Origin of the sequence: Pseudomonas jessenii (genome assembly GCF_002236115.1) — a bacterium.
GTDB lineage: Bacteria > Pseudomonadota > Gammaproteobacteria > Pseudomonadales > Pseudomonadaceae > Aquipseudomonas > Aquipseudomonas jessenii.
Map to the genome: position 1 here is coordinate 570,588 of NZ_NIWT01000006.1, position 25,345 is coordinate 595,932.

A 25,345-nucleotide genomic window follows, 5' to 3' on the forward strand; every position below is an offset into this window, starting at 1 on the left:
CGGGCTCACTGGCGAGGGAAGTCGAGGGGGAGTCTATCAGGGGTTGCGACGTCTGTCGGCTCAGGACGTTGGGGTCGTCGTGCGTTTCTGCTGATCACGCTGGGCGACCCAGTGTTCGATCAGTTCGCGCAACTGCGACAGTTCCACCGGCTTGGCCATGTGTCCGTCCATGCCAGCCTGGCGCGCACGCTCTTTGTGTTCGGCAAGGATATGGGCGGTCAACGCCACCACAGGGGTGCGAACCCGCTGGTTGCCGACTTCCCAGGCACGCAATTGCTGGGTGGCCGAGAAGCCGTCGAGGATCGGCATTTCGCAGTCCATCAGCACCAGGTCGTAACGCTGGGCTTTCATCGCCTGCAGGGCTTCTTCGCCGTTGCAGGCGGTATCCGGTTGCAGGTTGAGCTTGCTCAGCATGCCGCGGATCACCTTGGTCGAGATGCTGTTGTCTTCAGCCACCAGAATGCGGAAGTCGCAGGGGACCTTGACCGGCAACGTCGGGCCGATTGGCACGGGCTGGGTCGCGACGAGCCCTTTGTTGCGCTGGGTCAGTTCGTCGGCCAGAGTGGTCTTGAGGGTGTAGCCGGCAACCGGCTTGGCCAGGATGCGCTTGATCCCGGAGTTGCGCGCGATGATCTTGCTCGGTGCGTTGCTGATGCCGGTGAGCATGATCAGCAGGATGTCATGGTTCAGGCTCGGATCTTCCTTGATCTTGGCCGCCAGTTGCATGCCGGTCATGCCGGGCATGTTCTGGTCCAGCAAGACTATATCGAAGTAATCGCGCAAATGAGCCTTTGTGCGCAGCAGGGCCAGCGCCTCCTTGCCGGAAGATGCGGCGCTGACGTTCAGGCCCCAGGCGCTGCATTGCTGCACCAGCACCTTGCGACAGGTGTCATTGTCATCCACCACCAATACCCGCGCACCTTGCAGCGGGCCGTCGAGGTCGGAGGTCGGGTGTTCGAGGCGATCCGGGTCCAGCGGCAGGGTCAGCCACAGGGTGCTGCCCTGGTTGTTGCCGCTCTTGATCCCGAATTCCCCCTGCATCAAGCGGATCAGCTGGCGGGCTATCACCAGCCCCAGGTTGCCGCCCAACTGGGTGGCCGAAAGAAAATGCCGGCTGTGCAGTTCGGCATGCATCAGAGCGTCGCGCTCTTCGGCGTCCATGGGCTCGCCGCTGTCCTGTACGGCGATACGCAGGCGTGGTTTGGTGTTGCGCTCGTCGAGCGCCACGACGATCAGGATTTCGCCTTCATCGGTTTTTTTCAGGGCGTTTTCAAGCAGGCTCAACAGCGTCTGGCGCAAGCGTGTCGGGTCACCGCTGATCACCCGCGGCACCTGCGGCTGGATGAAACTGATCAACTCGACGTTTTGCTGCTCGGCCTTGGCGCGGAAGATGCTCAGGCAGTCTTCGATCAACGCGTTGAGGTCGAACTGCACGTCGTCCAGTTCAATCTGTCCGGACTCGAGTTTGGAAATGTCGAGAATTTCGTTGATCAGTGTCAGCAGTTCGTTGCCGGCGCTGTGGATCGTCTGTACGTAGTCGCGTTGCTTGACCGATAGCGGTGTGCCCAGCAGCAGTTCGGTCATGCCGAGGACGCCGTTCATCGGGGTGCGGATTTCATGGCTGATTTTCGCCAGGAACTCGGCCTTGGCGTTGATCTCGGCGTTGCTGGCCGCCAGGTCACGACTGATGCTGAAGCGGTCTTCGGTGATGCGTCGCTGGCGCTCGCTCAGTGCAATGCTCATCAACAGGCCGCTGATGCAGATGAACGCCAGCAATGTGGTGATCAGGCCATGGGGTTCGATCAGGGTCAGCCCCAACAGAGCAGGCAGGATGACCAGTGTCCCGAGGTTGAACACCACCATGGCCGCCACGAAGAGGCGAGCCGGGCGATAACCTTTTTGCCAGTGATAGGCGCTGATGAACAGCATGGTCAGGCCAGCCAGGGCTACCAGGCCGTAGGTGATGAAGTTCAGCGGCAAGGTATTGACGAACAGCAGCATCAGGCTGCAGGCGGTGATCAGCACGACCTCGCCAAGCAGCAACCGGTTCAGCGGATGCGGCCCGAGCGGGGCGAAGAAGCGATAGGCAAGCATCAGGCCGCAGGGGGCAGTCATTAATAATGCCAGGTAAGCCCCCGGCGTTTGCAGTGCATGCCAGTCCGGCAGCCAGGGGCCGGCGAGATTCAGCAACAACAGCAGACTGAGCATCAACAGCCCTTCGCACGTCGCCAACCAGAGGGCGCTGTGCGAGCGGGTGTAGGCGTAGCGGATGAGGTTGTGCAGGATCAGCATGGCGATGCAACCGAACAGCAGGCCATAAATCAGCGTCTGGTTCTGGTTGGCGGCCGAGTTGATCGCTGACTGCAGGGTGATGTAGGGTCGTAACTGGTGGTCGGAGGCCAGTCGCAGGTATACGTCGAGGGGGGTGTCGCTTTGCGGCAGGGCCAGCATGAAGTCGCTGCTGGGCAATGGTCGCTCGGATTGGGGGTGTTCGTTGCCCGTGCTGGATTGATCGATCAGCTTGTCGCCGTCCAGTACGTACATGTTGAACTGGCGCAGGTCAGGTGCGAACACGCGCAGCAACTGTTCATGTTTGCCCGGTGCAAGCCTGAATCGCAACCATAACGCGCCATCGGGTTCGGCGGCGGTAATGTGGTCGAGTTCGATAGGGCTGAATTGATTGGTGTAACGTGCGGAACGGATGTCGCTCAGTTGCAGGTCGCCCTGTTCGTCGAGCAATACCGCCCAGCCACTGCCTTGCGCGGCCTGGGCCGGTAGCATGCAGAGCAAGGTCAGCAAAGTGACGGTCAAGCTTATGGCAATCCTGAGCCAGCGCACGGCGAAATCCCTTCGTTAGGTTGATGCCAGAATATAACGATGCGCGGCGCCGGAATAGCCAGGCAATAAACAGTGTTCATTGCCTGGCGCGGTGTTTACCTTATTCCTGATTTTCGCCACGCTCGCGGGCAATGGCGCGGTAGCCAATGTCCTTGCGATAGAAGCAGCCTTCCCAGTCAATCGAAGCCGCGAGCTTGTAGGCCTGCTGCTGTGCAGCGTCAACGCTGGCGCCCATGGCCGTTGCGCAAAGCACCCGACCGCCGGCCGTTACGACTTGACCGTCCTTGAGCGCAGTACCGGCGTGGAAGACTTTGCCTTCCAGTGCGGCGGCTGCATCCAGCCCCTTGATGGCCACGCCTTTGGCGTAGTCACCAGGATAGCCGCCAGCGGCAAGCACGATTCCGACGCTCGGGCGTGGATCCCATTGCGCTTCTACTTTGTCCAGCGCCTGGGCCAGAGCAGCCTCGACCAGCAGCACCAGGCTCGACTGCAGGCGCAGCATCACCGGTTGGGTCTCAGGGTCGCCGAAGCGGCAGTTGAATTCGATGACTTTTGGGTTACCAGCCTTGTCGATCATCAGGCCAGCGTACAGGAAACCAGTGTAGACGTTGCCTTCCTCGGCCATGCCGCGCACGGTCGGCCAGATCACCAGGTCCATGACGCGCTTGTGCACTTCGGCGGTGACCACTGGCGCCGGGGAGTAAGCACCCATGCCGCCGGTGTTTGGACCGGTGTCGCCGTCGCCGACGCGTTTGTGGTCCTGGCTGGTGGCCATCGGCAGGACGTTCTTGCCGTCGACCATGACGATGAAACTGGCTTCTTCGCCGTCCAGGAACTCTTCGATGACCACGCGCGAACCCGCATCGCCAAAGGCATTGCCCGCCAGCATGTCGCGCACGGCGTCTTCGGCTTCGGCCAGGGTCATGGCGACGATCACGCCTTTACCGGCGGCCAGGCCATCGGCCTTGATCACGATCGGAGCGCCTTTTTCACGCAGGTAAGCCAGGGCCGGCTCGATCTCGGTGAAGTTCTGGTAATCGGCGGTCGGGATCTTGTGGCGAGCCAGGAAGTCCTTGGTGAAGGCTTTCGAGCCTTCCAGCTGCGCAGCGCCAGCGGTCGGACCGAAGCAATCCAGGCCACGGCTGCGGAACAGATCCACAACACCGGCAACCAGCGGCACTTCAGGGCCAACGATGGTCAGGGAAACGTTTTTCTCGGCAAAGTCTGCCAGTTGCTCGAGTGCCAGTACGTCGATGGCGACGTTCTCGCACTTGGCTTCGATGGCGGTACCGGCGTTGCCCGGCGCCACGAACACCTTCTGCACGCGCGGATCCTGAGCCACTTTCCAGGCCAGGGCGTGTTCACGGCCACCGCTGCCAATGATCAAAACATTCATTTCAAAAACCTCGGATGACGCAAATCTGGGAACTGTAGGAGCGAGCTTGCTCGCGATGGTGGTTAACGATAACGCGGGGTGTCTGAAACACTGTGGCGTCTAGTCGTTCTTCGCGAGCAAGCTCGCTCCTACAGGGGAGTGCTGTGCTGTCAGTGACGGAAGTGGCGCATGCCGGTGAACACCATGGCGATGCCGGCTTCATCAGCTGCAGCAATCACTTCGTTGTCACGCATCGAGCCGCCTGGCTGGATCACTGCAGTGATACCGACCTTGGCCGCGTTGTCGATGCCGTCGCGGAACGGGAAGAATGCGTCGGATGCCATGACTGCACCTTGAACCTGCAAACCGGCATGTTCTGCCTTGATTGCAGCAATACGCGCGGAGTTCACGCGGCTCATCTGGCCGGCGCCGACACCGATGGTCTGGCGATTCTTGGCGTAGACGATAGCGTTGGACTTCACGTACTTGGCAACTTTCCAGGCGAAGATCAGGTCATGGATTTCCTGCTCGCTCGGTGCGCGCTTGGTCACCACTTTCAGGTCGTCGGCGCCAATCATGCCGATGTCGCGGCTCTGTACCAGCAGGCCACCGTTGACGCGCTTGTAGTCCCAGGCCGCCGCGCGGTCAGCGGACCACTCGCCGCAGGCCAGCAGGCGTACGTTTGCTTTGGCAGCGACGATGGCGCGGGCCTCTTCGCTGACCGACGGAGCGATGATCACTTCGACGAACTGACGTTCGACGATGGCCTTGGCAGTCTCGGCGTCCAGTTCGCGGTTGAAGGCGATGATGCCGCCGAAGGCGGATTCGGTGTCGGTGGCGTAGGCCAGGTCGTAGGCCTTGCGGATGCCGCCTTCGGCATCAGGGCTGACAGCCACGCCGCACGGGTTGGCGTGCTTGACGATCACGCAAGCCGGCTTGACGAAGCTCTTCACGCATTCCAGCGCGGCGTCGGTGTCGGCCACGTTGTTGTACGACAGTTCCTTGCCTTGCAGCTGGGTCGCGGTGGCGATGCCGACTTCGGCAGGCTTGGCTTCAACATAGAACGCCGCGCTCTGGTGCGGGTTCTCGCCGTAGCGCATTTCCTGGGCCTTGATGAACTGGCTGTTGAAGGTACGCGGGAACTCGCTGCGACCTTCGGTGCTCAGGGTGTCGGCAGACTGGTTCACGGTGCCCATGTAGTTGGCGATCATGCCGTCGTAGGCGGCGGTGTGCTCGAAGGCCTTGAGCATCAGGTCGAAACGCTGGGCGTAGGTCAGGCCACCGGCCTTGAGGTTTTCCAGGACGCTGGCGTAATCGCTGGCGTTGACCACGATGGCCACGTCCTTGTGGTTCTTGGCGGCGGAACGGACCATGGTCGGGCCGCCGATGTCGATGTTCTCGATGGCGGTCGGCAGGTCGCAGCCTGGCTTGTTGATGGTGGCTTCGAACGGGTACAGGTTGACCGCTACCAGGTCGATCGGCTTGATGCCGTGCTCGTTCATGATGGCGTCGTCGATACCGCGACGACCGAGGATCCCGCCGTGGATTTTCGGGTGCAGGGTCTTTACCCGGCCGTCCATCATTTCCGCGAAGCCTGTGTAATCCGCGACTTCCACTGCGGCAACGCCGTTGTCCTGCAGCAGCTTGAACGTCCCGCCGGTGGAGAGGATCTCGACGCCCAGGGCTTCAAGCTCCTTGGCGAATTCGAGGATCCCGGTCTTGTCGGAAACGCTGATCAAGGCGCGGCGGATCGGCAGGCGGGTAGTCTGGTCGGTCATCTCAATTTCCATCAAAAGCAAAGGAAGTCAGCAAAAAAGGCGACCGGTTTTACGCGGGCGCCTTTCTGGTTTGATTGAATGCTTACAACAAATCGTACTGCTTGAGTTTCTTGCGCAGCGTGCCCCGGTTAAGCCCGAGCATCTCGCTGGCCTTGGTCTGGTTGCCCTTGACGTAGTTCATCACGCACTCGAGCAGGGGAGCCTCGACTTCGGAGAGCACCAGGTTGTACACATCCGTGACGGCAGCGCCCTCAAGGTGGGCGAAATAATTGTGCAGCGCCTTCTCGACACTCCCGCGAAGGGTCTGACCTTCTTCGCTTGGCGTATTGAGGTGCTGTTTCAAATTCACGTTGTCGCTCACGGGTGTTGTTCCACTCACTAAAGTCTCGGTCATCATCGTCATGCGGCCACCCACTCTCCGTCCCCTGTCAGGCTCTTGTAACGCTCGGCGAAAAACGCCCGAACGTTGGCGCATTGTGCATCCGTACCATCCAAACGATTGAAGTGGGCGCGAAACTCCCTGGCGCCCGGCAGGGTTGCGAGATACCAGCCCACATGCTTTCGAGCAATGCGCACGCCCATGACATCACCATAGAAGGCGTGCAGGGCAGCCAGATGCTCTAGCAGAATGCGTTCCACCTCGATCAGTTCCAGCGCCGGGAGTTTCTCGCCGGTACGCAGGAAATGGTCGATCTCGCGAAAAATCCATGGCCGCCCCTGGGCAGCCCGGCCAATCAACAGGCCATCGGCACCGGTCGCGTCGAGCACGTACCGGGCTTTTTCCGGCGAATCGATATCGCCATTGGCGAAGACCGGAATCGACACCGCCTGCTTGATTGCGGCAATGGTGTCGTACTCGGCTTCACCGGTGTACAGGTCGGCACGGGTGCGGCCATGCACCGCCAGCGCCGTAATGCCTGCCTGTTCGGCGATCTTCGCCACCGTCAGGCCGTTCTTGTTGTCCCGGTCCCAACCGGTCCGGATCTTCAGGGTAACCGGCACATCGACCGCAGCCACGACGGCCTGCAGGATCTCGGTTACCAGGGGTTCATCCTTCAACAGTGCGGAACCGGCAGCCTTGTTGCAGACTTTTTTTGCCGGACAGCCCATGTTGATATCAATGATCTGCGCACCCATTTCAACGTTGGCACGGGCGGCGTCCGCCAGCATCTGCGCGTCCCCACCGGCGATCTGTACCGAGCGTGGCTCGGGATCACCTTCGTGGATCATGCGCATGCGCGACTTGCGGGTGTTCCACAAACTCATGTCGCTGGTGACCATTTCCGAGACGACCAGTCCCGCGCCCAAGCGCTTGCACAGCTGACGAAAGGGCTGGTCGGTGACACCCGCCATGGGGGCGAGAATCAAGCTGTTATGTAATGTGTATGGGCCGATGCGTACCGCCGACATAGGACTTCCCTGTTGTGGGGCCGGATCATGAGAGTTCGAAAAAGGGTTGGCATGATACCCGCTCTCGATGACTGGATAAAGGCTGAATTGAACAAATTCTGAACAGTTACTCTGTTATTACCCGTGGTTTGGTTCGCCTGGAACAGTCAGAAAGCCGGCGTTAATCCGGGAGTAATGAAGCGTTTCACTCCGGAGAGTGGAAGCTCAGACTGTAGTTCACGGCCTTGGCACCCGGGTCGAGAATGTCCAGGGCGATGTGGATCGGCGTTTGCGGAGGCATCTCCGCCATGCCTTCGAGATCGCCATTGAGGTACTCGCCAGGCTTGAAGCGACGACTGGCGATCAGATGGCCATTGAGGTCGGCGAAGCGCAGTTCCAGCAGCGGGAAGGGCTGGGAGAAGGGCGCGCGGTTATAGATGATCGCATCGACCACCAGGGCGCCATTGAACTCGGGGTGGCTGCGCACCACCAGGTTGCTGCTTTTGATTTTCGCGATGTCGACTTTGGAGGGCACGGTGCAGCCGATCTGCGGGCACAGTTGCTGGAACCACGGGCGATATTGATCCTGTCGCGCCAGTTCGTCGAAATGGTAGGCGATGTACTGGCCAGCGAGGGCGCCAGCGGCAATCAGCACCAGCAGCAACCACAACAGCCGTCGGCCCCAAGGTGAGCGGCGTTTTTGCCAGTCCAGTTGCAGCGGGTCGTCGGTCAGGTCTTGCAGTGCTTCGGCGCGCACGCCCGGTTCGCTGCGCTCGCGTCGCTTGCGCAGCGGTTCTATCGAGGGCAGGTTGTCGTCGATTTCGCTCTCGTCGGCGGCCGACAGGCGTTCGTGGTTCAGCGGCGCATCAAGAGGGTCGTGCAATCGCAAATGGGGTGGTTGCGATTCGTCGTCGAGATCAACCGGTTCCAGGGACAGCGAAGGTTCGGTGCGTGAGGTTTTGCTCGTTTCGACCGCCGGCTCTGGTGTTTCAAGGCTGTCGAGCGGTTCGTCGACTGGCGCACGATCGGCCGCCGACGCACTGAACAGGCTGTCGGACCACGGCTCCTCGTCGTCCTGCCCGGCGCTGTCGCGACGGGCGCTCAGCGAGTCGTCGCGATGGCGGCCGAGTTCGGTGGCCGGCTGGATTTCCCGCTGTTCGAGCCGGGCGAGTTCTTCGTCGAGGTCGAGACTGTCCAGGTCCAGTTCGGTCGCGCTCCATTGCTTTTGGCTGATGGCGCGCGGTGGCGATGGCTCAAGGGGCTCCTCAGGCTGCACAGGCGGGAGCGGCGTCGCGACCGGTGCCTCCTTGCCGGCCTGCTCAAGCAACTGCCTGGCGGCATTGAACACCTGCAGGCAGGAGCCGCAACGAACCACCCCGCGAGCCACGCTCAACTGGGCATGGCTGACGCGGAAGCTGGTTTGGCAATGCGGGCACTGGGTGACGAAGCTGTCGGTCATGCGGCGATCCGGATTATGCAGGCGATCATTCTAGCGCCGACGGCCAGTGATGCGCACCCAGCCATCGCGATTGGCGATCGGGTCCAGATCGAAGTCCCTGGCGTAGGCGGCAGCGACTTCGTCACCCTGTTCGGCGAGGATGCCCGACAGCGCCAGGCGCCCGCCCGACTTGACCAGGCCCGACAGCTGCGGCGCCAGGGAAACCAGCGGGCCGGCGAGAATGTTGGCCACCAGCACATCGGCCTGAACCTGCGGCAAATCTTCCGGCAGATACAGTGGGAACAGTTCATCAGCGATGTTATTGCGCCCGGCGTTGTCGCGGGACGCTTCCAGCGCCTGTACGTCGATGTCGGTACCCACGGCCTCCTTGGCGCCCAGCAGTAGGGCGGCAATCGCCAGAATCCCCGAGCCGCAGCCGAAGTCCAGCACGTTGCAGTCTTTCAGGTCCTGGCCGTCGAGCCATTCCAGGCACAGTGCGGTGGTCGGGTGGGTGCCGGTGCCGAACGCCAGGCCCGGGTCCAGCAGCAAATTCACTGCATCAGGCTCCGGCGCGGCGTGCCAGCTCGGCACGATCCACAGGCGTTGGCCGAAACGCATTGGCTGGAATCCGTCCATCCAGCTGCGTTCCCAGTCCTGGTCTTCGATCACTTCGCTGTGGTGCTCGGGCAACGGGCTGCCGGTCAGCAGCTCCAGATGGGCCAATACCGGGCCTGGCTCCGTGCCGCCTTCGAACAGGGCCAGCAGGTGCGTGTGGGACCACAGCGGCGTGGTGTTGAGTTCCGGCTCGAAGATCGGCTGATCTTCGGCGTCCATGAAGGTCACCGATACGGCGCCCACTTCAAGGAAAGCGTCTTCATAGGTTTCGGCTTGTTCTGGGCTGATGGCGAGACGGACTTGCAGCCAAGGCATGGCGGGCACCTTTGAAAAATATTGATTGCAGCCTAGCGGGCTGCGAGAAGCGCGCAAGTTTACGCGAGCGCGGAGGTTTTGTGGGAGTGGCTTGCCCTGTACATCGACACATACCCCTGTGGGAGCGAGCTTGCTCGCGATGGCGGTCTATCAGTCGACATCGATAGTGGATTTGCCGACGCTATCGCGAGCAAGCTCGCTCCCACAGGGGGGGGCAGTCGGATGAAATGTCCAGATACAACAAAGCCGCCCGAAGGCGGCTTTGTTGATCGGGTCGAAGCTTAGTGCTTCTCGCCAGCCAGCTTGTGCTCGAGGTAGTGAATGTTCACGCCCCCTTTGCAGAAGCCTTCATCGCGGGTCAGGTCGCGGTGCAGCGGGATGTTGGTCTTGATCCCGTCGACCACGATCTCGTCCAGCGCATTGCGCATGCGCGCCATGGCTTCGTCACGGGTTGCCCCGTAGGTGATCAGCTTGCCGATCAACGAATCGTAGTTCGGCGGAACCGCATAGCCACTGTACAGGTGCGAGTCGACGCGAACGCCGTTGCCGCCTGGAGCGTGGAAATGCTTGACCGTGCCCGGGCTTGGCATGAAGGTTTTCGGGTCTTCGGCGTTGATCCGGCATTCCAGCGCGTGACCGCGGATGACCACGTCATCCTGGGTGAACGACAGCTTGTTGCCGGCGGCGATGCTGAGCATCTCCTTGACGATGTCGATGCCGGTGACCATTTCCGAAACCGGGTGCTCTACCTGGACACGAGTGTTCATCTCGATGAAGTAGAAGCGGCCGTTTTCGTACAGGAACTCGAAAGTGCCTGCGCCACGGTAGCCGATATCGATGCAAGCCCTGACGCAGCGTGCGAGTACTTCCTCACGTGCGTTTTCGTCGATACCTGGTGCCGGCGCCTCTTCAAGAACCTTCTGGTGACGACGTTGCAGCGAGCAGTCGCGGTCGCCCAGATGGATAGCCTGGCCCTGGCCATCGGAAAGCACCTGAACTTCCACATGGCGTGGGTTGGTCAGGAACTTTTCCAGATAGACCATCGGGTTGCCGAACGCCGCGCCTGCTTCGGAGCGGGTCAGTTTCGCCGAGGCAATCAGGTCCTCTTCCTTGTGCACAACGCGCATGCCGCGACCACCACCGCCGCCAGCGGCCTTGATGATCACCGGGTAACCGACTTCGCGACCAATGCGCAGAGCGGTTTCTTCGTCTTCCGGCAGCGGGCCGTCAGAACCCGGAACAGTCGGTACGCCGGCAGCGATCATGGCGTGCTTGGCCGATACCTTGTCGCCCATCAGGCGAATGGTTTCGGCTTTCGGGCCAATGAACGCAAAGCCGGATTTCTCGACCTGCTCGGCGAAGTCGGCGTTTTCCGCAAGGAAACCGTAGCCCGGGTGAATGGCGGTGGCGCCAGTCACTTCGGCTGCGGCAATGATTGCCGGAATGTGCAGGTAGGAGTGGGCGGCCGATGCCGGACCGATGCAGACGGATTCGTCTGCCAGGCCCAGGTGCATCAGTTCCTTGTCAGCCTTGGAGTAAACGGCGACGGTCTTGATGCCCATCTCTTTGCAGGCGCGCAGGATCCGCAGGGCGATCTCACCGCGGTTGGCGATCAGAACTTTTTCCAACTTCGCAGTCATCAAAGGCTCTCCGCGGTTCAAACGATGGTGAACAGCGGTTGGTCGTACTCAACCGGCTGGCCGTCTTCGACGAGGATGGATTCGATCACACCGCTGGTTTCAGCTTCGATGTGGTTCATCATCTTCATGGCTTCAACGATGCACAGGGTGTCGCCTTTCTTCACGGTCTGGCCGACTTCCACGAAGGACGGCGAGGTTGGCGAAGACTTGCGATAGAACGTACCGACCATCGGCGAACGGGCAACGGTGCCGTTCAGTGCTGGCGCGGCGGCGGCGGCAGGTGCGGCAGCGGCAACCGGAGCGGCGGCAGCGACAGGCGCGGCAGCCGGAGCATGCATTGGAGCTGGCGCGTAGTACTGCTGAGCCGGGGTCTTGCTATGACGGCTGATGCGTACGGACTCTTCGCCTTCCTTGATCTCGAGCTCGTCGATGCCGGACTCTTCCAGCAATTCGATCAGTTTCTTAACTTTACGGATATCCATGAATCATCAACTCCCAAGGGTCGGTCAGGGGCGGTTAACTTGTTGTTCAAGCTGTTCCAGGGCGGCCTCCAGGGCCAGTCGATAACCGCTGGCGCCAAGGCCGCAGATCACTCCCACCGCTACGTCGGAGAAGTAAGAGTGATGGCGGAAAGGTTCGCGTTTGTGCACGTTAGACAAATGCACTTCGATGAATGGGATGCTCACCGCCAGCAGCGCGTCACGTAATGCGACACTTGTATGTGTAAAAGCTGCTGGGTTGATCAGAATGAAGTCCACGCCTTCACTGCGGGCAGCGTGGATGCGGTCGATCAATTCGTACTCGGCGTTGCTTTGCAGGTGCAGCAAATGGTGACCGGCTTCGCGGGCACGGCGTTCCAGGTCCTGGTTGATCTGCGCCAGCGTCGTGGCGCCGTAGGTGCCCGGTTCGCGAGTGCCGAGCAGGTTCAGGTTGGGTCCGTGCAGAACGAGTAACGTCGCCATCGGCGGTTCCTATGTTATCTGTGAGCAATTGTCAGAACCCGGCGACTATGCCGCAAAGCCTTTGTGACTGTCCAGTTCTCTGCAATAGCCAGCACGATGACCGATGTTTGCGCGAAATATATGACTGCTTGATTAAAATTGGTCATTCGCCCTGATTACACGTTCGGCGAAGTCCCTGGCGTTGATCTCGCCGATCACCCGCACATCGGCGCGTTCGACACCATCCTTGCCAAAAAACATCAGGGCCGGGGGGCCGAACAACTGGTAGCGATCGAGCAGGGCGCGTTGCTCGGCGTTGCTGGCGGTGATGTCGAAGCGGATCAGCCGGTAACCCTTGAGGCGTTCGATGACGACAGGGTCATCCAGTACCTCGCGTTCGATGACCTTGCAGCTGATGCACCAGTCGGCGTACCAGTCGAGCAGCAGCGGTGTACCGGACGACCGGGCCTCAGCGAGCACGCGGTCCAGATCGGCGGAAGTGCTGACGGTTTGCCAGGTGCTGGTGTTTTGCGCAGGTCCGTTGTTGTCAGCGATACGGGGCTGGCCGATCGGGTTGAACGGATCGGTCTGGCCGCTGAAGGCGCCATACCAGCAGGCCAGTGCGTAAAACAGCAGGAACATGCCGAACAATTGCCCCAGGCGTTTGCGTGGTGGTTTATAGACGAACTCCAGCGCACCCATGAACAGGCCGACACCGCCGGCCAGCAAACCGATCAGCAGCAAGGTGACCTGGCCCGGCAAGACGCGGCCGAGCAGGCCAACGGCCAACCCGAGCAACAACACGCCAATCGCGTTTTTCACGTAGATCAGCCACGGACCGCTCTTCGGCAGCCAGGCTGCGCCACCGGTGGCCACCAGCAACAGCGGCGCGCCCATGCCGAGGCCGAGCATGAACAGTTTCAAGCCGCCGCCCAGCGCATCGCCACTGGCGCTGATGTACAGCAGCGCCCCGGCCAATGGTGCCGAAACGCAGGGTGAAACCAGCAGGCTGGAGACCACGCCCAACACTGCGGCGCCCAACAGTGAGCCGCCTTTGGTGCGGCCGGCGATGCGGTCCAGGCGACTGCTGATGACATGCGGCAGCTTGAGTTCGAAGACGCCGAACATCGCCAAGGCAAACACGGCAAAAAACATCGCGAACGGCACCAGCACCCAGGCCGATTGCAGCCGCGCCTGTAGATTGAGCTGGGCGCCGAACAGGCCCATCAGGGCGCCGAGCAGGGCAAAACAAGCGGCCATCGGCAGCACATAGGCCAGTGAAAGATTGAAACCGCGCCAGCCACCGACCTGACCGCGCAGCACCACCCCGGAAAGGATCGGCAGCATGGGCAGCACGCACGGCGTGAACGTCAGGCCCAGGCCGGCGAGGAAAAACAACGCCAGTTCGCGCCAGCTCCATTGATAAGCCGTCGCCGGAGCGCCGCTGCCGTCGATGCTCAGGCGCTCGGTTTCCGGCGGATAGCACAGGCCTTTGTCGGCACATCCCTGATAGGTCACGACCAGGGTGAAGGCACGTTGGTCGGTGCGCGGCAACTCAACGTCGAGAATGCCGTGGTAGACCTCGACATCGCCGAAGTATTCATCGTGCTTTTTCTGGCCGTCGGGCAGTTTCGCCGCGCCGAGGAGGACATCGGCCGGGTCGGCGCGAAACTGAAAACGGTGGCGGTAGAGGTAGTAACCTTCGGTGGCGACGAAACGCAACTTGATCGATTGCGGTGTGCTGTCTACCAGGCTCAGCTGGAAAGCTTCGCGCACCGGCAGGAAGTCGGCGCTGTTGTTGATCGAGCCCAGGCTTGAGCTGGGCCGGTTCTCCAGCAAGCCAGTGGCGCTAGCCGGCAGGACGAACACTAAAAACAACAGGCAGAGCAAGCGGCGCATGACGATCTCGCGTATCGGAATTGGGGGGATGATAGCGGACGGCGGCGTGATATGCAGGAGGGGAGTCTGAGGTGTTTGTTCTGACGCCATCGCGAGCAAGCTCGCTCCCACAGGGGATTTGCGTCGTGCACAAATCAAATGTGGGAGCGAGCTTGCTCGCGATGGCGGTCTATCAGACGCGGAAGGCCTGAACGGCTGTATGCAATCGACCACCCAGCACCAGAAGATTTTCTCCCTGTTCACGCCCTTCACCAATGCGCAGCAAATTATCCCCGCCCAGCTGGTGAATCCGCTCACTGTGGTCACGGATTTCGCTGACAGCACCGCTTTGCTGGGCGGTGACATCGGCGATGCGTACCGCCGTGTCGGAAATGGTCTGGATCGCCCCGACGATTTTATCCAGCGCGCCATCAGCGGCCTGGGCCTGGCTGGCCGTGGCTTCGGCGTGTTCGACCTGGGCTCGCATGCCCTCCACCGATTGCCGCGCGGCGGTTTGCAGCCCTGCGATCAGCGTCTGGATTTCTGCGGTGGCCCCAGCGGTACGTTGCGCCAGTGAGCGCACCTCTTCGGCCACCACCGCAAAACCTCGGCCCATTTCCCCGGCCCGGGCCGCCTCGATGGCGGCGTTCAAGGCCAGCAGGTTGGTCTGGTCGGCAATCGAGCGGATCACCGTCAACACGCCGCCGATGGTGGCCGACTCTTCGGCCAGGTGTTCGATCATTTGCGCATTGCCTTGCACTTCATCCACCAGCGCATGCAGGCCGGTGAGGCTCAGGCCAATGACTTTCTGTCCATGCTCCACGGCCAGGCCGGCGTGGCGGCTGGCTTCGGCGGCCTGGCTGGCGTCGCCGGCGACTTGTTGAATGGTCGCTTCCAGTTCGCTGAGGGAGTCGCGGATCAGTGCCGTGTCGCCAGCCTGATGCTCGGCACCGTCATGCAGGTCGTTGCTCAGGTCGGCCAGGGTGCGGCTGCTGCCGGCCACTTGTTCGGCGTTGCGGCGAATGGTCCCCACCAGGTCCACCAGATAAGCGCGCAAGCGGTTGAGGGAGGCTTCAATGTCATGCAATTCGCGGTTGGTGTTGCCCAGTTGAATGTCGCGGCTGAAGTCGCCTTCGGCCCAAGTCGAGAGGGCCGGGGCGAGGTTGGTCAGGGTCCGTGCGAGTTTGCGTTGCAGGGTGTCGATCAGCAATGCGATCAACAGAATCAAGCCGATCATCACGCCTTGCATCAGCCGTACTTCACCCTGGATCTGCCCGTGCTGGGCGCGCACCACCGGCTCCATCCCGGCAATGGCCTGTTGCACGTCGGCGATTTTCAGGTGGGTCGCCGCGCTGAGGTCGGCGCGCTTGCGGATTTGATCGCGAGTGCGCGAGAGCTCGGCCGGATAGCGGATGAGCAGGCTGTTGAGCTCGCGCTTGAGGCCGACGCCGGCATCTTCGGCGACGGTTTTTTCCTTGTTCTCCAGGCCCATCATCGAGGCGAAATCATCAGTGTTCGACTCGCTGCTGGTGGTCACGCCCAGCAATGGCAGGGCGTCGAGTTTCTCTGCCTGGATACGGATGTTGGCCACTTCGCGTTCGACATCGGCGGCCAGTTCGCTGCGGCCGCTGCTGACCAGTTTGTCCCGGGTCAGGGACAATTTTCCCAAGTGTTGCGATGCGGTGAGCAGCGGCGTGAGGTAGGCCGCATTGCCACTGGCGTACTGGCTGAGTTGATCGAGACTGGCGCCCAGTTCCCGCTCGGCCTGCAGCAGCAAGGCCTGCGGATCGCCTGCCAGTTTGCCGGCGGCCAGCAGGTCGGTCTTGCTGAATTCTTCAAGGGTCGACAGGCTGGGGCGCAACGCCTCGGCCAAGGCCGGTGGCAATTCGCCGAGTTCTTTTTGCAGGCTGTCGATGCCTTGGGCGGCACTGCTCAGGCGCAGCGCATCGCCGCTGCCCAGGTAATCCTCAATGCTGCGGGCGACGTCATTCTGAAATTGCTGCGACAGGCCCAGGTAGCGCTCCATTAATAGATATGGACGCTCCAGGGCTTTCTGCGACCACCACAGCGTAGCGCCGAGGGCCACGCACACGGCCACCAGAAGGAGGGTATTGAGATTGGTTAGCAGCTTCAGGCGCATTACGGACTACCAACGGCAGAAATGGTAAGTGCCTGAAGTTATTGCGTTTCTGTTACAGGGTTATGACCGTATCGGTCGATTCCGATAAAAAAGTGGCACTTTGCTTTGATGTGCGTGCGCCCTGTACGCGATTGCGTCCGCCGTGTTTGGCGCGATACAGCGCTTCGTCCGCCTGGTTGGCCATCATCAGGCTGTCGGAGCTTTCGCAAAGCTCAACCACTCCGGCACTGAAGGTGCACCACAGATCCTCGGGTTGCGCGGGATAGTGAATCTCGGCAAAGCGCTGACGGATTTCATCGAGCACGTTGTAGGCCGCTTCGATATCGGTATCCGGCATGACGATGGCGAACTCTTCGCCACCGTAGCGGCCGATGAAATCGGTTTTGCGCAGGCGTTGCTTGAGAAACAGCGCCAGGCTCTTGATCACCCGGTCGCCCATGGGGTGGCCGTGGCTGTCATTGACCCGTTTGAAGTGGTCAATGTCGAGCATGGCAAAGCTCAGCGGCTTGCTTTCGCGGCGGGCGCGGAACGAACAGTCTTCGAGCAATTGCAGGATATGCGTGTGGTTGTACAACCCGGTGAGACTGTCGCGGACCATCCGTGCCTTGAGGTTGCGTGCCCGGGCCGCGCGGTTGCGTACGGTGGTGATCAGGTGCCGGGGCTTGATCGGTTTGGTCAGGAAGTCGTCGCCGCCCTCGCTCATGGCGTCGAGCTGCTTGTCCAGGTCGTCTTCGGCCGACAGGTAAATGATCGGCACGCTGACGTAACGGTCGTTATGGCGGATCACCTTGGCCAGTTCCGTACCGGTGCAGGCCGGCATGTACATGTCGAGGATGATCAGGTCCGGCTGGAAGTCCGCCAGTTCGGCCATGGCCTGGATCGGCTCGATGAGCGTGCGGGTGACGATCCCGGCGCTGTTGAGCAGACGCTCGGTGTGCAAGGCCTGGGCGCGGGAGTCGTCGATGATCAGCACTTTATAAGGCTCGTACTGGGCAACGCAGGTCAGGACTTCGATCTTCTCCAGCAGGCTCGACGCTTCGAGGGTGCCGGTAAGGAATTCCTGGCCGCCCGCACGCACGGCGGCCAGGCGGGTCGGGGTGTCGGTTTCGTGCAGGCTGAAGAACAGCAGCGGCAGCTGATGATCGAGGCCTTCCTGGGCTTCGGCGGCCAGTTTCAGGCCGACACCGGTGCCACTGAAGTCCACGTCCATGACAATCGCCGCCGGCATGCGCTCGACCATCGATGAGCGAAACGCGTCTACGCTGTCCAGGGACTGGGCGCTGAGGCCGAAGAATTCCAGTTGTTTGGCCAGGCGCTCGGCGCGGTCGTGATCCTGCAACATCACGTAGATGGGCTTGCGCAGCGGCGGCAGGAAGGTTTGATCGAGTTGGTCGCCATGGCGCAGGCCGGTGCGTGACAGGCGCTGCATCAAGCGGTTGAGATCGGTGATCAGGCCACTGCTCAGGCGTCCGCGATTGGCGTCGACCGCTTCCAGTGACTGACCGATGTGGCGTGCCAGTTGCGAGTGTTCCGGTTGTTCGAAACGCTCGGCGAAACGCAGCAGGCGCAGATTGGCCTCGCTCAGTTCCGAAAGGTCGGCGGTGGACCACTCACTGCGTTGCAGGCGCTGCCATATCTCAAGAATCTGACGAGCCTGATGAATTACCCGCTGGGCAAAGTGGTGCTTGAGGCGCTCGCGGCTGGGATCTTCTGGCTCGGTCATATCCTGACTACTAGTTAGGGTGCACACTGAGGTCGAGTGGTGGCTCTATGCTAGCACCACTTTTCCATTACATGAGTGCTGTACGTCAATAATCTGCAATGTGTCTTTATTCAGTTTGTGACTGGCCGGTCTTGTTCTAGCCTTTCAAGTCGCGGTTTTAAGGGGCGAAGTACCTGAATCAGGGCACTTGGCGGGGGGCGGGGTGGAAATGGGCGAGTGACGGAACGCCGGCCATTCATGATTTTTTTGCCAGTGCTGATCGGCCCGTTTTTTCGGGTATTAGAGGGTCGGGGATTCCCTTAGGGTGGCAATCCAAACCATTAGGGGGGATTTTGAGGGTCGCCGCGTCGTCGGGTGCGCAGACGTTCTTTTGATCCGCAAGCCCGGTAATTTTCCGCATCGGTGCGATGGCGGGTGCCGGGCCAAGGCACGTTGTTGTATGGTTGTGGTCGAACCGTTGAACTCAAGAGCTTGAAAGGATATCGCCATGCTGGACTGGAAGAACCGCACAGACAGTGCGCCTGAACGTGCCGCTGAACCGAAGTCGGAGACCCGCAGTTATCTGGGTGGTCTGTTGTTCAGCCGGGCGCTGGCCACTCTGCTGGGCATCTACCTGTTGGTGGCGAGTGTCCTGGGCTGGTACTGGAGCCAGGAGCCGGCGCTGTTCCCGGTCCAGCAAACCGCTCAACTGGCGGCCGAAAAAGAAGGCAAGCAGATGGTCGTCGGCTACACCACGGTGGAAACCCTCAAGACCGTTGCCGGCACCTTGCTGACCAAGCAGGGCGGCTATATTTCCAACGACCGATTCCCGCCAGGCCTGTGGATGGACAACATGCCGAGCTGGGAATATGGCGTGCTGGTGCAGGTCCGCGACCTGAGCAGGGCACTGCGTAAAGACTTCGCCCGTTCGCAATCGCAGTCCGCCGAAGACGCCGACCTGGCCAAGGCCGAGCCGCGCTTCAACTTCGACAACAAGAGCTGGGTGCTGCCATCCAGTGAGTCCGAGTACCTGGAGGGCATCAATTCCCTGAGCCGCTATCAGGCGCGACTGTCCGATCCTAACCAGAAGAGCGCGTTGTTCTATGCCCGCGCCGACAACCTGAACAACTGGCTGGGTGACGTCGGCACCCGTCTGGGTTCGCTGTCGCAACGACTGTCGGCCAGTGTGGGCCGGGTCAAGCTCAACACTGCGCTGAAGACCGAGGTGGTGACGCCGGGTGTGGCGCCGCAAGTCGATGAGGAAATCGTCGAAACCCCATGGCTGCAGATCGACAACGTGTTCTACGAAGCTCGCGGCCAGGCCTGGGCTCTCTCGCATTTGCTACGCGCCATTGAAGTCGACTTCGCCGATGTGCTGGCCAAGAAGAACGCCACGGTCAGCGTGCGCCAGATCATTCGTGAACTGGAAGCGTCGCAGGAGCCGGTGTGGAGCCCGATGATCCTGAACGGCAGTGGCTTCGGCGTACTGGCCAACCACTCGCTGGTCATGGCCAACTACATTTCCCGGGCCAACGCGGCGGTGATCGATTTGCGTCAACTGCTCAATCAGGGCTGAGTCATGGTCGATAATGCCAGGGAGGCCGCGCACCGTGCGGCTTCCGATGCCGAACAGATCGCCTGGGTTGACGAGCAGGACAACCTGCTCGGCGCCCTGGTTCGTTCCGATTTGCGCGAGCGCGGGCTGATCGGGCGCGGCACCTACATTATGTTGTTCAACTCCGCTGGCGAGCTGTGCGTGCATCGCCGCACCCTGAGCAAGGCAATCTATCCCGGTTTCTGGGACGTGGCGGCGGGGGGCATGGTGCTCGCCAGTGAAACTTATGCCGAGTCGGCGGCAAGGGAACTGGAGGAAGAACTGGGCGTGAGTGGCGTGGAACTGACCGCCCATGACCACTTTTACTTTGAGGACACCGGCAATCGCCTGTGGTGTTCGGCGTTCTCGGCGGTGTGGGACGGCCCGTTGATCCTGCAACCGGAAGAGGTGCTCGAAGCGCGCTTTATCCCTATCGATCAGGTCATGCTGGAAATCGAGCAAAAGCCTTATTGCCCGGACTCTCTGGCCGCGTTGAAGCGCTATTTGCGCTCACGCCGGATCGACGTCGCAAAACAGCTATAAATTGGCGCCGATTGGCTCTTAGCAATCGGCGTTTTTGCCGTTACACTGCGCGACCTTTTTAAACTGAACCGGTATTGCTTCCTGTAGGAGCGAGCCTGCTCGCGAAAAACGCAAGAACGACACGGGCTGTCTGACGTCCCGCGTCATCGTTGACGTCCATCGCGAGCGAGCTCGCTCCTACAGTGAAATGAATGTCGTACCGTTTCAGTAGCGCTGCCCCTGCCTGAGTGGGGCTTCGCGGTCGATAGCCTTCCCAAGTGCTGCGACCAGTCTTTGTCCTCCGAAGAGGATTGCCGGTGGCCAAAAAAGCCGCATCCTTCGCCGCCTTGGGCGGCCTGGTATTTTCCACCGACGCAGGTCGTCATTGCCCGGAATGCAGTAAACCGGTGGACGCCTGCATCTGCAGACAGACCGTTATCCCGGCCGGCGACGGCATCGCTCGCGTGCGTCGCGAAAGCAAGGGCCGTGGCGGCAAGACGGTGACCACCATCACCGGCGTGCCGTTGGCTGAAGACGCGCTCAAGGACCTGGCCACGACGTTGAAGAAACGCTGTGGTACCGGTGGGGCGCTGAAAGACGGTGTCATCGAAATCCAGGGCGATCATGTCGAGCTACTCTTGGCAGAACTGATCAAGCTCGGTTTCAAAGCGAAGAAGTCCGGCGGCTAGCAGCCTCTGTGAAAACCACCCTCGGCTTGATCCGGTCCTGATGACATTCAGGTCCGGCATCGTCTACATGGTTTTCACAGAGCCTGTTCATGACCGGTATCTAAACTCACTGCGGTCGGCGGGGTCTATTGCCTCGTTGACGAACCGTCATTTTCATTCTTTAGACTGCGCCGGCCTGAACCCAGGCGACGCACTATGACTTCTTTATAGGGGACTTCGATGTCCGTACGACGCACACGCAAAGACGATGGCAGCCAATGGACAGTTGCGGACAGCCGCAGTGTTTACGGGATTCGCCATTGGGGGGCCGGGTATTTCGCGATCAATGACGCCGGTCGCGTCGAAGTTCGTCCGAACGGTCCGAGCAGCTCGCCTATCGACCTGTACGAGCAAGTCGACCAGCTGCGCAAAAGCGGCCTGTCCTTGCCATTGCTGGTCCGTTTCCCGGACATCCTGCAAGACCGCGTGCGTCAGCTGACCGGCGCATTCGACGCCAACATCGAGCGTCTGGAATACCAGAGCAAGTACACCGCGCTGTACCCGATCAAGGTGAACCAGCAGGAAGCGGTGATCGAAAACATCATCGCCACCCAGAACGTTTCCATCGGCCTGGAGGCCGGCTCCAAGCCTGAACTGCTGGCAGTGCTGGCACTGGCGCCGAAGGGCGGCACCATCGTCTGCAACGGCTACAAGGACCGCGAGTTCATTCGCCTGGCGCTGATGGGCCAGAAGCTCGGCCACAACGTGTTCATCGTGATCGAGAAAGAATCCGAAGTCGGCCTGGTGATCGAAGAAGCGGCTTCGCTCAAGGTCAAGCCTCAGGTCGGCCTGCGCGTGCGCCTGTCGTCCCTGGCCTCAAGCAAGTGGGCGGACACCGGCGGTGAAAAATCCAAGTTCGGCCTGTCGGCGGCGCAACTGCTGTCGGTGGTCGAGCGTTTCCGCGCGGCGGGCCTGGACCAGGGCATTCGCCTGCTGCACTTCCACATGGGCTCGCAGATCGCCAACCTGGCGGACTACCAGCACGGTTTCAAGGAGGCGATCCGTTACTACGGCGAACTGCGCAACCTCGGCCTTCCGGTGGATCACATCGACGTCGGCGGTGGCCTGGGCGTGGACTACGACGGCACGCACTCGCGTAATGCCAGTTCGATCAACTACGACATGGACGACTACGCTGGTGTCGTGGTCGGGATGCTCAAGGAGTTCTGCGATGCGCAGAGCCTGCCGCACCCGAACATCTTCTCCGAAAGCGGCCGTTCCCTGACCGCGCACCACGCGATGCTGGTGATTCAGGTGACCGACGTCGAGAAACACAACGACGACGTGCCGCAGATCGAGAACAAGGAAGCGCTGCCGGAAACCGTGCAGTGGCTGGTGGACCTGCTGGGTCCGACCGACATCGAAATGGTCACCGAAACCTACTGGCGCGCCACGCACTACATGAGTGATGTTGCCTCCCAGTACGCCGATGGCAAGCTGACCCTGGCCGAGAAAGCCCTGGCCGAGCAGTGCTACTTCGCCGTGTGCCGTCGCCTGCACAACTCGTTGAAGGCACGCCAGCGTTCCCACCGTCAGGTGCTGGACGAACTCAACGACAAGCTGGCCGACAAGTACATCTGCAACTTCTCGGTGTTCCAGAGCCTGCCGGACACCTGGGCCATCGACCAGGTCCTGCCGATCATCCCGCTGCACCGTCTCGACGAAGAGCCGCTGCGTCGTGCGGTACTGCAAGACCTGACCTGTGACTCCGACGGCAAGATCAACCAGTACGTCGACGAGCAGAGCATCGAGACCAGCTTGCCGGTGCACGCGTTGAAAGAAGGTGAGGACTACTTGCTGGGTGTGTTCCTGGTCGGTGCCTACCAGGAAATTCTTGGCGACATGCACAACCTGTTCGGTGACACGGATTCGGTGAACATCTACCAGAACGCCGATGGCAGCGTGTACCACGCCGGTATCGAAACCCACGACACCATCGAAGACATGCTGCGTTACGTGCACTTGTCGCCGGAAGAACTGATGACCCACTACCGCGACAAGTGCGCCAGTGCCCGCATCAGCGCAACCGAGCGCACGCAGTTCCTCGATGCCTTGCGTCTGGGGCTGACCCGTTCGTCTTACCTGTCTTCCTGAGGTAAGCGTCACGCTCATCAGGTCGTCTGAAAATTTACCGTTCGCTGCGGAAATTTCAGATGACCTGGTGCGGCAATTCTTCTGTTCCAGGCGAAATTTCCAGCATCTTCGACGACCCAACGCATTTGGTCTTCTTTTCGCGTAGGTTATTTCCTAATTTGTATTTCGGCACTCTACTCGGCCATGTCTCTCAGCGAGAATCCCCGGCCGCCCCTCCTGTAGAGAAACGCCGATGTTCAATCCAGTCAGCGAACCGTCATTTCGTCTGGATGTAGCAGGTCTGCCCGATTCCTTAGAGGTCCTGGTCTTTACCGGCAGAGAAGCCATCAGCGAGCCGTTCGTGTTCGACCTGGAACTGCTGATCGAAGACCCGGTGCTTGACCTTGCCAGTTTGCTGTATCGCCCTGCCTCGTTGCATTTCGGACCAGCCGGAAGCTACGTGCATGGACAATTGCATGAGCTCGTCCAGCGTGACCACGCCAGCGGACCCCGACTCTGCCAGGTGCGTCTGGGGCCAAAACTGGCTTGCCTGGCCCAGCGCTTCAGCCAGCGAATCTTCAGTGCCCGTTCAGTGCCGCAAATCCTCGACCAGGTCCTCAAGGAGCACGGCATTACCGGCAAGGATCGACGTCTGGAGCTAAGTGGCCAATACCCGCCCCGGGATTTTTGCACACAATATCGAGAGTCAGACCTGCAATTTCTCCAGCGACTGTGCGCCCAGGAGGGGCTTCACTACCACTTCGAACACCGGGCCCGGGGGCACTGTGTGGTGTTTGGTGATGACCGCCAGCATTTTCCAAGCGGCGAACCTGTGGTATTGCGCAGCGAGGGCGATCTACCGGCGGTGCGGCAGTTCGAACGTCGGCGTAGCGGTGGGACAGCTGTGCAGTGCGCCGAATGCCGGACGGACCTGGCGACCTTGCGCAGCGGTCGACTGATGCCGCTGTCCGGTCATCCGGTTGCCGATTGCAATCGGCTCTGGCTGCTGACCTGCGTTGAGCATTGGGGCAGCCAGGATACGACGACGCCTTACCACAACCAGGCCCGTGCCCTGCACTGGCCGGCACCCATCAAACCGCCCTGTGCGACGATCGAACCAAGGATGCATGGCCCGCAACGGGCGTGGGTCGTCGAGGTCGATGAGCCAAGCCCTGACCCGCAAAGGCCGGTACCGGTGCAATTCGACTGGCTTTATCAGGGCGAAGGGGCGACACCCAGTCATTGCTGGCTGCCCCTGGCCAGGCAGTTGCAGGGTTCGACGTTCACGCCGATACGGGAAGGGACTGAGGTGGTCGTGGGTTTTGTCGAGGGCGATCCCGATCAACCGCAGATAACCGGGGTGCTGCATGCGCCGGCAACGGTCGAGGTGACGGACGCCGACACCCCCCAGCCCGGCTGCACCCATGATGAGGGCCTGGAGCAATGGTTGCGCTCGGGGGAGCCATTGCTGATGTTGTGCCTGCTACCCGGTGGCGGCAGCTTCAACCATTGCGCACAGGCTTTGTGCACCTGTCGTCTGGCGACGCAGCTTGGCCAGAGCTCTGGAGCATGATTGCCACACGTACGCCCGAGGCACCCCCGCAGTGGTTGTTGCTGGATGTGCCGGGCACGCCGCAGGCGGGTGTCACACTTCGGCAAATGTTTGCCCAGGCCCGATGGTTCGGGTTGTTCGAAGGCACAGAGTGGCATGCGCTACATGAACAGGGGCCGGTCCTGGTCGATCTGCGCACCTGCCCGGCACTGGCCGATTTATGCATCGTCGACGGAAAACGCTGGCCCGGATTGCTGGTGGTCAGCGAGGCGGGCGCTTCGTCGTTGCTGGCGCATTTGCGGCGCATGCTCACGGTCACGCTTGGCCTGCACCGGGCCCTTCTGAGTTACTACAACCCAACCACGGCGAGTTATTTTTTCGATGCCTGCGATGCGGTTGAACTGAGTCGCTGGCTAGGACCTATCCACCAGTTACGCTGGTTCGGCGGTAGTTGGGCCGACCGCGCGATGGGGTGTGAGGGCTGGCAGCGCTTGTCCAGCCCGGGGTTGTCGGTCAGCCCGTTGGCAGTCGAGGAAAGCCTCAGCGTTGGGCAGCAGGGAAAATTGCAAACCTGCCTGCTCGAGCAGCATGCCTGGCGCTGGAACCGATCCACCGGTGTCGATTTTCCCCGCCTGTGGGCTCATGTGCAGGAGGGGATCGCGCTGGGGTTCAGCGAGCGCCCGGTGCTCGATGGCTGGATATGGCTACGCCTGCAGTATCCCGACGCGGCGCCCGTGCAGCCGTTGCCGGGCGGAACTCAACAGGAACGCCTCGATCACCTGCGAAACCTGTGGCAGAACGATCCACCCTGGCCATGAGGTCGAAAT

Annotated in this window: 19 protein-coding genes; 6 read left to right on the plus strand and 13 right to left on the minus strand. The window is 61.1% G+C overall.

From position 1 onward, the window contains the following. Positions 1-60 precede the first annotated feature (60 nt). The 13 genes from PSJE_RS22650 to gcbA form a co-directional block, all read right to left on the minus strand. Entirely contained in the window at positions 61-2,838 is a 2,778-nt protein-coding gene (locus PSJE_RS22650; protein WP_090452913.1) for a hybrid sensor histidine kinase/response regulator, read from the minus strand. Positions 2,839-2,938: 100 nt separating this feature from the next. Beyond that, positions 2,939-4,234, minus strand: a complete 1,296-nt coding sequence (purD, locus tag PSJE_RS22655) for a phosphoribosylamine--glycine ligase (protein ID WP_090452915.1) — start codon at positions 4,232-4,234, stop codon at positions 2,939-2,941. A gap of 149 nt (positions 4,235-4,383) precedes the next feature. Continuing rightward, on the minus strand, positions 4,384-5,991 hold the full coding sequence (purH, locus tag PSJE_RS22660) for a bifunctional phosphoribosylaminoimidazolecarboxamide formyltransferase/IMP cyclohydrolase (protein WP_057712164.1): 1,608 nt from the start codon (positions 5,989-5,991) through the stop codon (positions 4,384-4,386). 82 nt (positions 5,992-6,073) lie between these two features. Then, entirely contained in the window at positions 6,074-6,394 is a 321-nt protein-coding gene (fis, locus tag PSJE_RS22665; protein WP_015093301.1) for a DNA-binding transcriptional regulator Fis, read from the minus strand. Then, positions 6,391-7,401, minus strand: a complete 1,011-nt coding sequence (gene dusB / locus PSJE_RS22670) for a tRNA dihydrouridine synthase DusB (RefSeq protein WP_057712163.1) — start codon at positions 7,399-7,401, stop codon at positions 6,391-6,393. The genes fis and dusB overlap by 4 nt, the downstream gene beginning before the upstream one ends. Positions 7,402-7,585: 184 nt before the next feature. Further along, positions 7,586-8,839, minus strand: coding sequence for a DUF3426 domain-containing protein (locus PSJE_RS22675; protein ID WP_090452917.1), 1,254 nt, complete (start codon positions 8,837-8,839; stop codon positions 7,586-7,588). 30 nt (positions 8,840-8,869) lie between these two features. After that, positions 8,870-9,748, minus strand: a complete 879-nt coding sequence (gene prmA, locus PSJE_RS22680) for a 50S ribosomal protein L11 methyltransferase (protein WP_090452919.1) — start codon at positions 9,746-9,748, stop codon at positions 8,870-8,872. A 281-nt stretch (positions 9,749-10,029) separates the two neighbouring features. After that, entirely contained in the window at positions 10,030-11,388 is a 1,359-nt protein-coding gene (gene accC / locus PSJE_RS22685) for an acetyl-CoA carboxylase biotin carboxylase subunit (RefSeq protein ID WP_057712161.1), read from the minus strand. Positions 11,389-11,405: 17 nt separating this feature from the next. Then, a complete protein-coding gene (gene accB / locus PSJE_RS22690; RefSeq protein WP_008053948.1) occupies positions 11,406-11,870 on the minus strand; it encodes an acetyl-CoA carboxylase biotin carboxyl carrier protein in 465 nt (154 codons plus the stop codon). 24 nt (positions 11,871-11,894) lie between these two features. Beyond that, positions 11,895-12,350: a type II 3-dehydroquinate dehydratase gene (gene aroQ / locus PSJE_RS22695; RefSeq protein ID WP_007971361.1), complete on the minus strand. Its 456-nt coding sequence runs from the start codon at positions 12,348-12,350 to the stop codon at positions 11,895-11,897. A 132-nt stretch (positions 12,351-12,482) separates the two neighbouring features. Further along, complete coding sequence (locus PSJE_RS22700) at positions 12,483-14,228, minus strand: protein-disulfide reductase DsbD (protein ID WP_090452921.1); 1,746 nt, start codon at positions 14,226-14,228, stop codon at positions 12,483-12,485. Between the two features lie 172 nt (positions 14,229-14,400). Beyond that, a complete protein-coding gene (locus tag PSJE_RS22710) occupies positions 14,401-16,347 on the minus strand; it encodes a methyl-accepting chemotaxis protein (protein ID WP_090452923.1) in 1,947 nt (648 codons plus the stop codon). Positions 16,348-16,399: 52 nt separating this feature from the next. Next, entirely contained in the window at positions 16,400-18,070 is a 1,671-nt protein-coding gene (gene gcbA, locus PSJE_RS22715; RefSeq protein WP_057712158.1) for a diguanylate cyclase GcbA, read from the minus strand. 487 nt (positions 18,071-18,557) lie between these two features. Here gcbA and PSJE_RS22720 point away from each other — a divergent pair, with 487 nt between their 5' ends. The 6 genes from PSJE_RS22720 (at position 18,558) to PSJE_RS22745 (ending at position 25,336) form a co-directional block, all read left to right on the plus strand. Next, a complete protein-coding gene (locus PSJE_RS22720; protein WP_090452925.1) occupies positions 18,558-19,625 on the plus strand; it encodes a DUF2333 family protein in 1,068 nt (355 codons plus the stop codon). A gap of 3 nt (positions 19,626-19,628) precedes the next feature. Next, a complete protein-coding gene (locus tag PSJE_RS22725; protein WP_057712156.1) occupies positions 19,629-20,186 on the plus strand; it encodes an NUDIX hydrolase in 558 nt (185 codons plus the stop codon). Positions 20,187-20,482: 296 nt separating this feature from the next. Next, the gene (locus PSJE_RS22730; RefSeq protein ID WP_057712155.1) at positions 20,483-20,854 is read left to right on the plus strand and encodes a translation initiation factor Sui1; all 372 of its coding nucleotides are present in this window, start codon (positions 20,483-20,485) and stop codon (positions 20,852-20,854) included. 219 nt (positions 20,855-21,073) lie between these two features. After that, positions 21,074-22,987: an arginine decarboxylase gene (gene speA, locus PSJE_RS22735; protein ID WP_057712154.1), complete on the plus strand. Its 1,914-nt coding sequence runs from the start codon at positions 21,074-21,076 to the stop codon at positions 22,985-22,987. A gap of 232 nt (positions 22,988-23,219) precedes the next feature. After that, on the plus strand, positions 23,220-24,539 hold the full coding sequence (locus PSJE_RS22740; RefSeq protein ID WP_090452927.1) for a type VI secretion system Vgr family protein: 1,320 nt from the start codon (positions 23,220-23,222) through the stop codon (positions 24,537-24,539). After that, positions 24,536-25,336 (plus strand): DUF4123 domain-containing protein, encoded by an 801-nt coding sequence (locus tag PSJE_RS22745; protein WP_057712152.1) that lies wholly within the window; start codon positions 24,536-24,538, stop codon positions 25,334-25,336. Before PSJE_RS22740 ends, PSJE_RS22745 begins: the two co-directional genes overlap by 4 nt. The last annotated feature ends 9 nt before the right edge of the window (positions 25,337-25,345 follow it).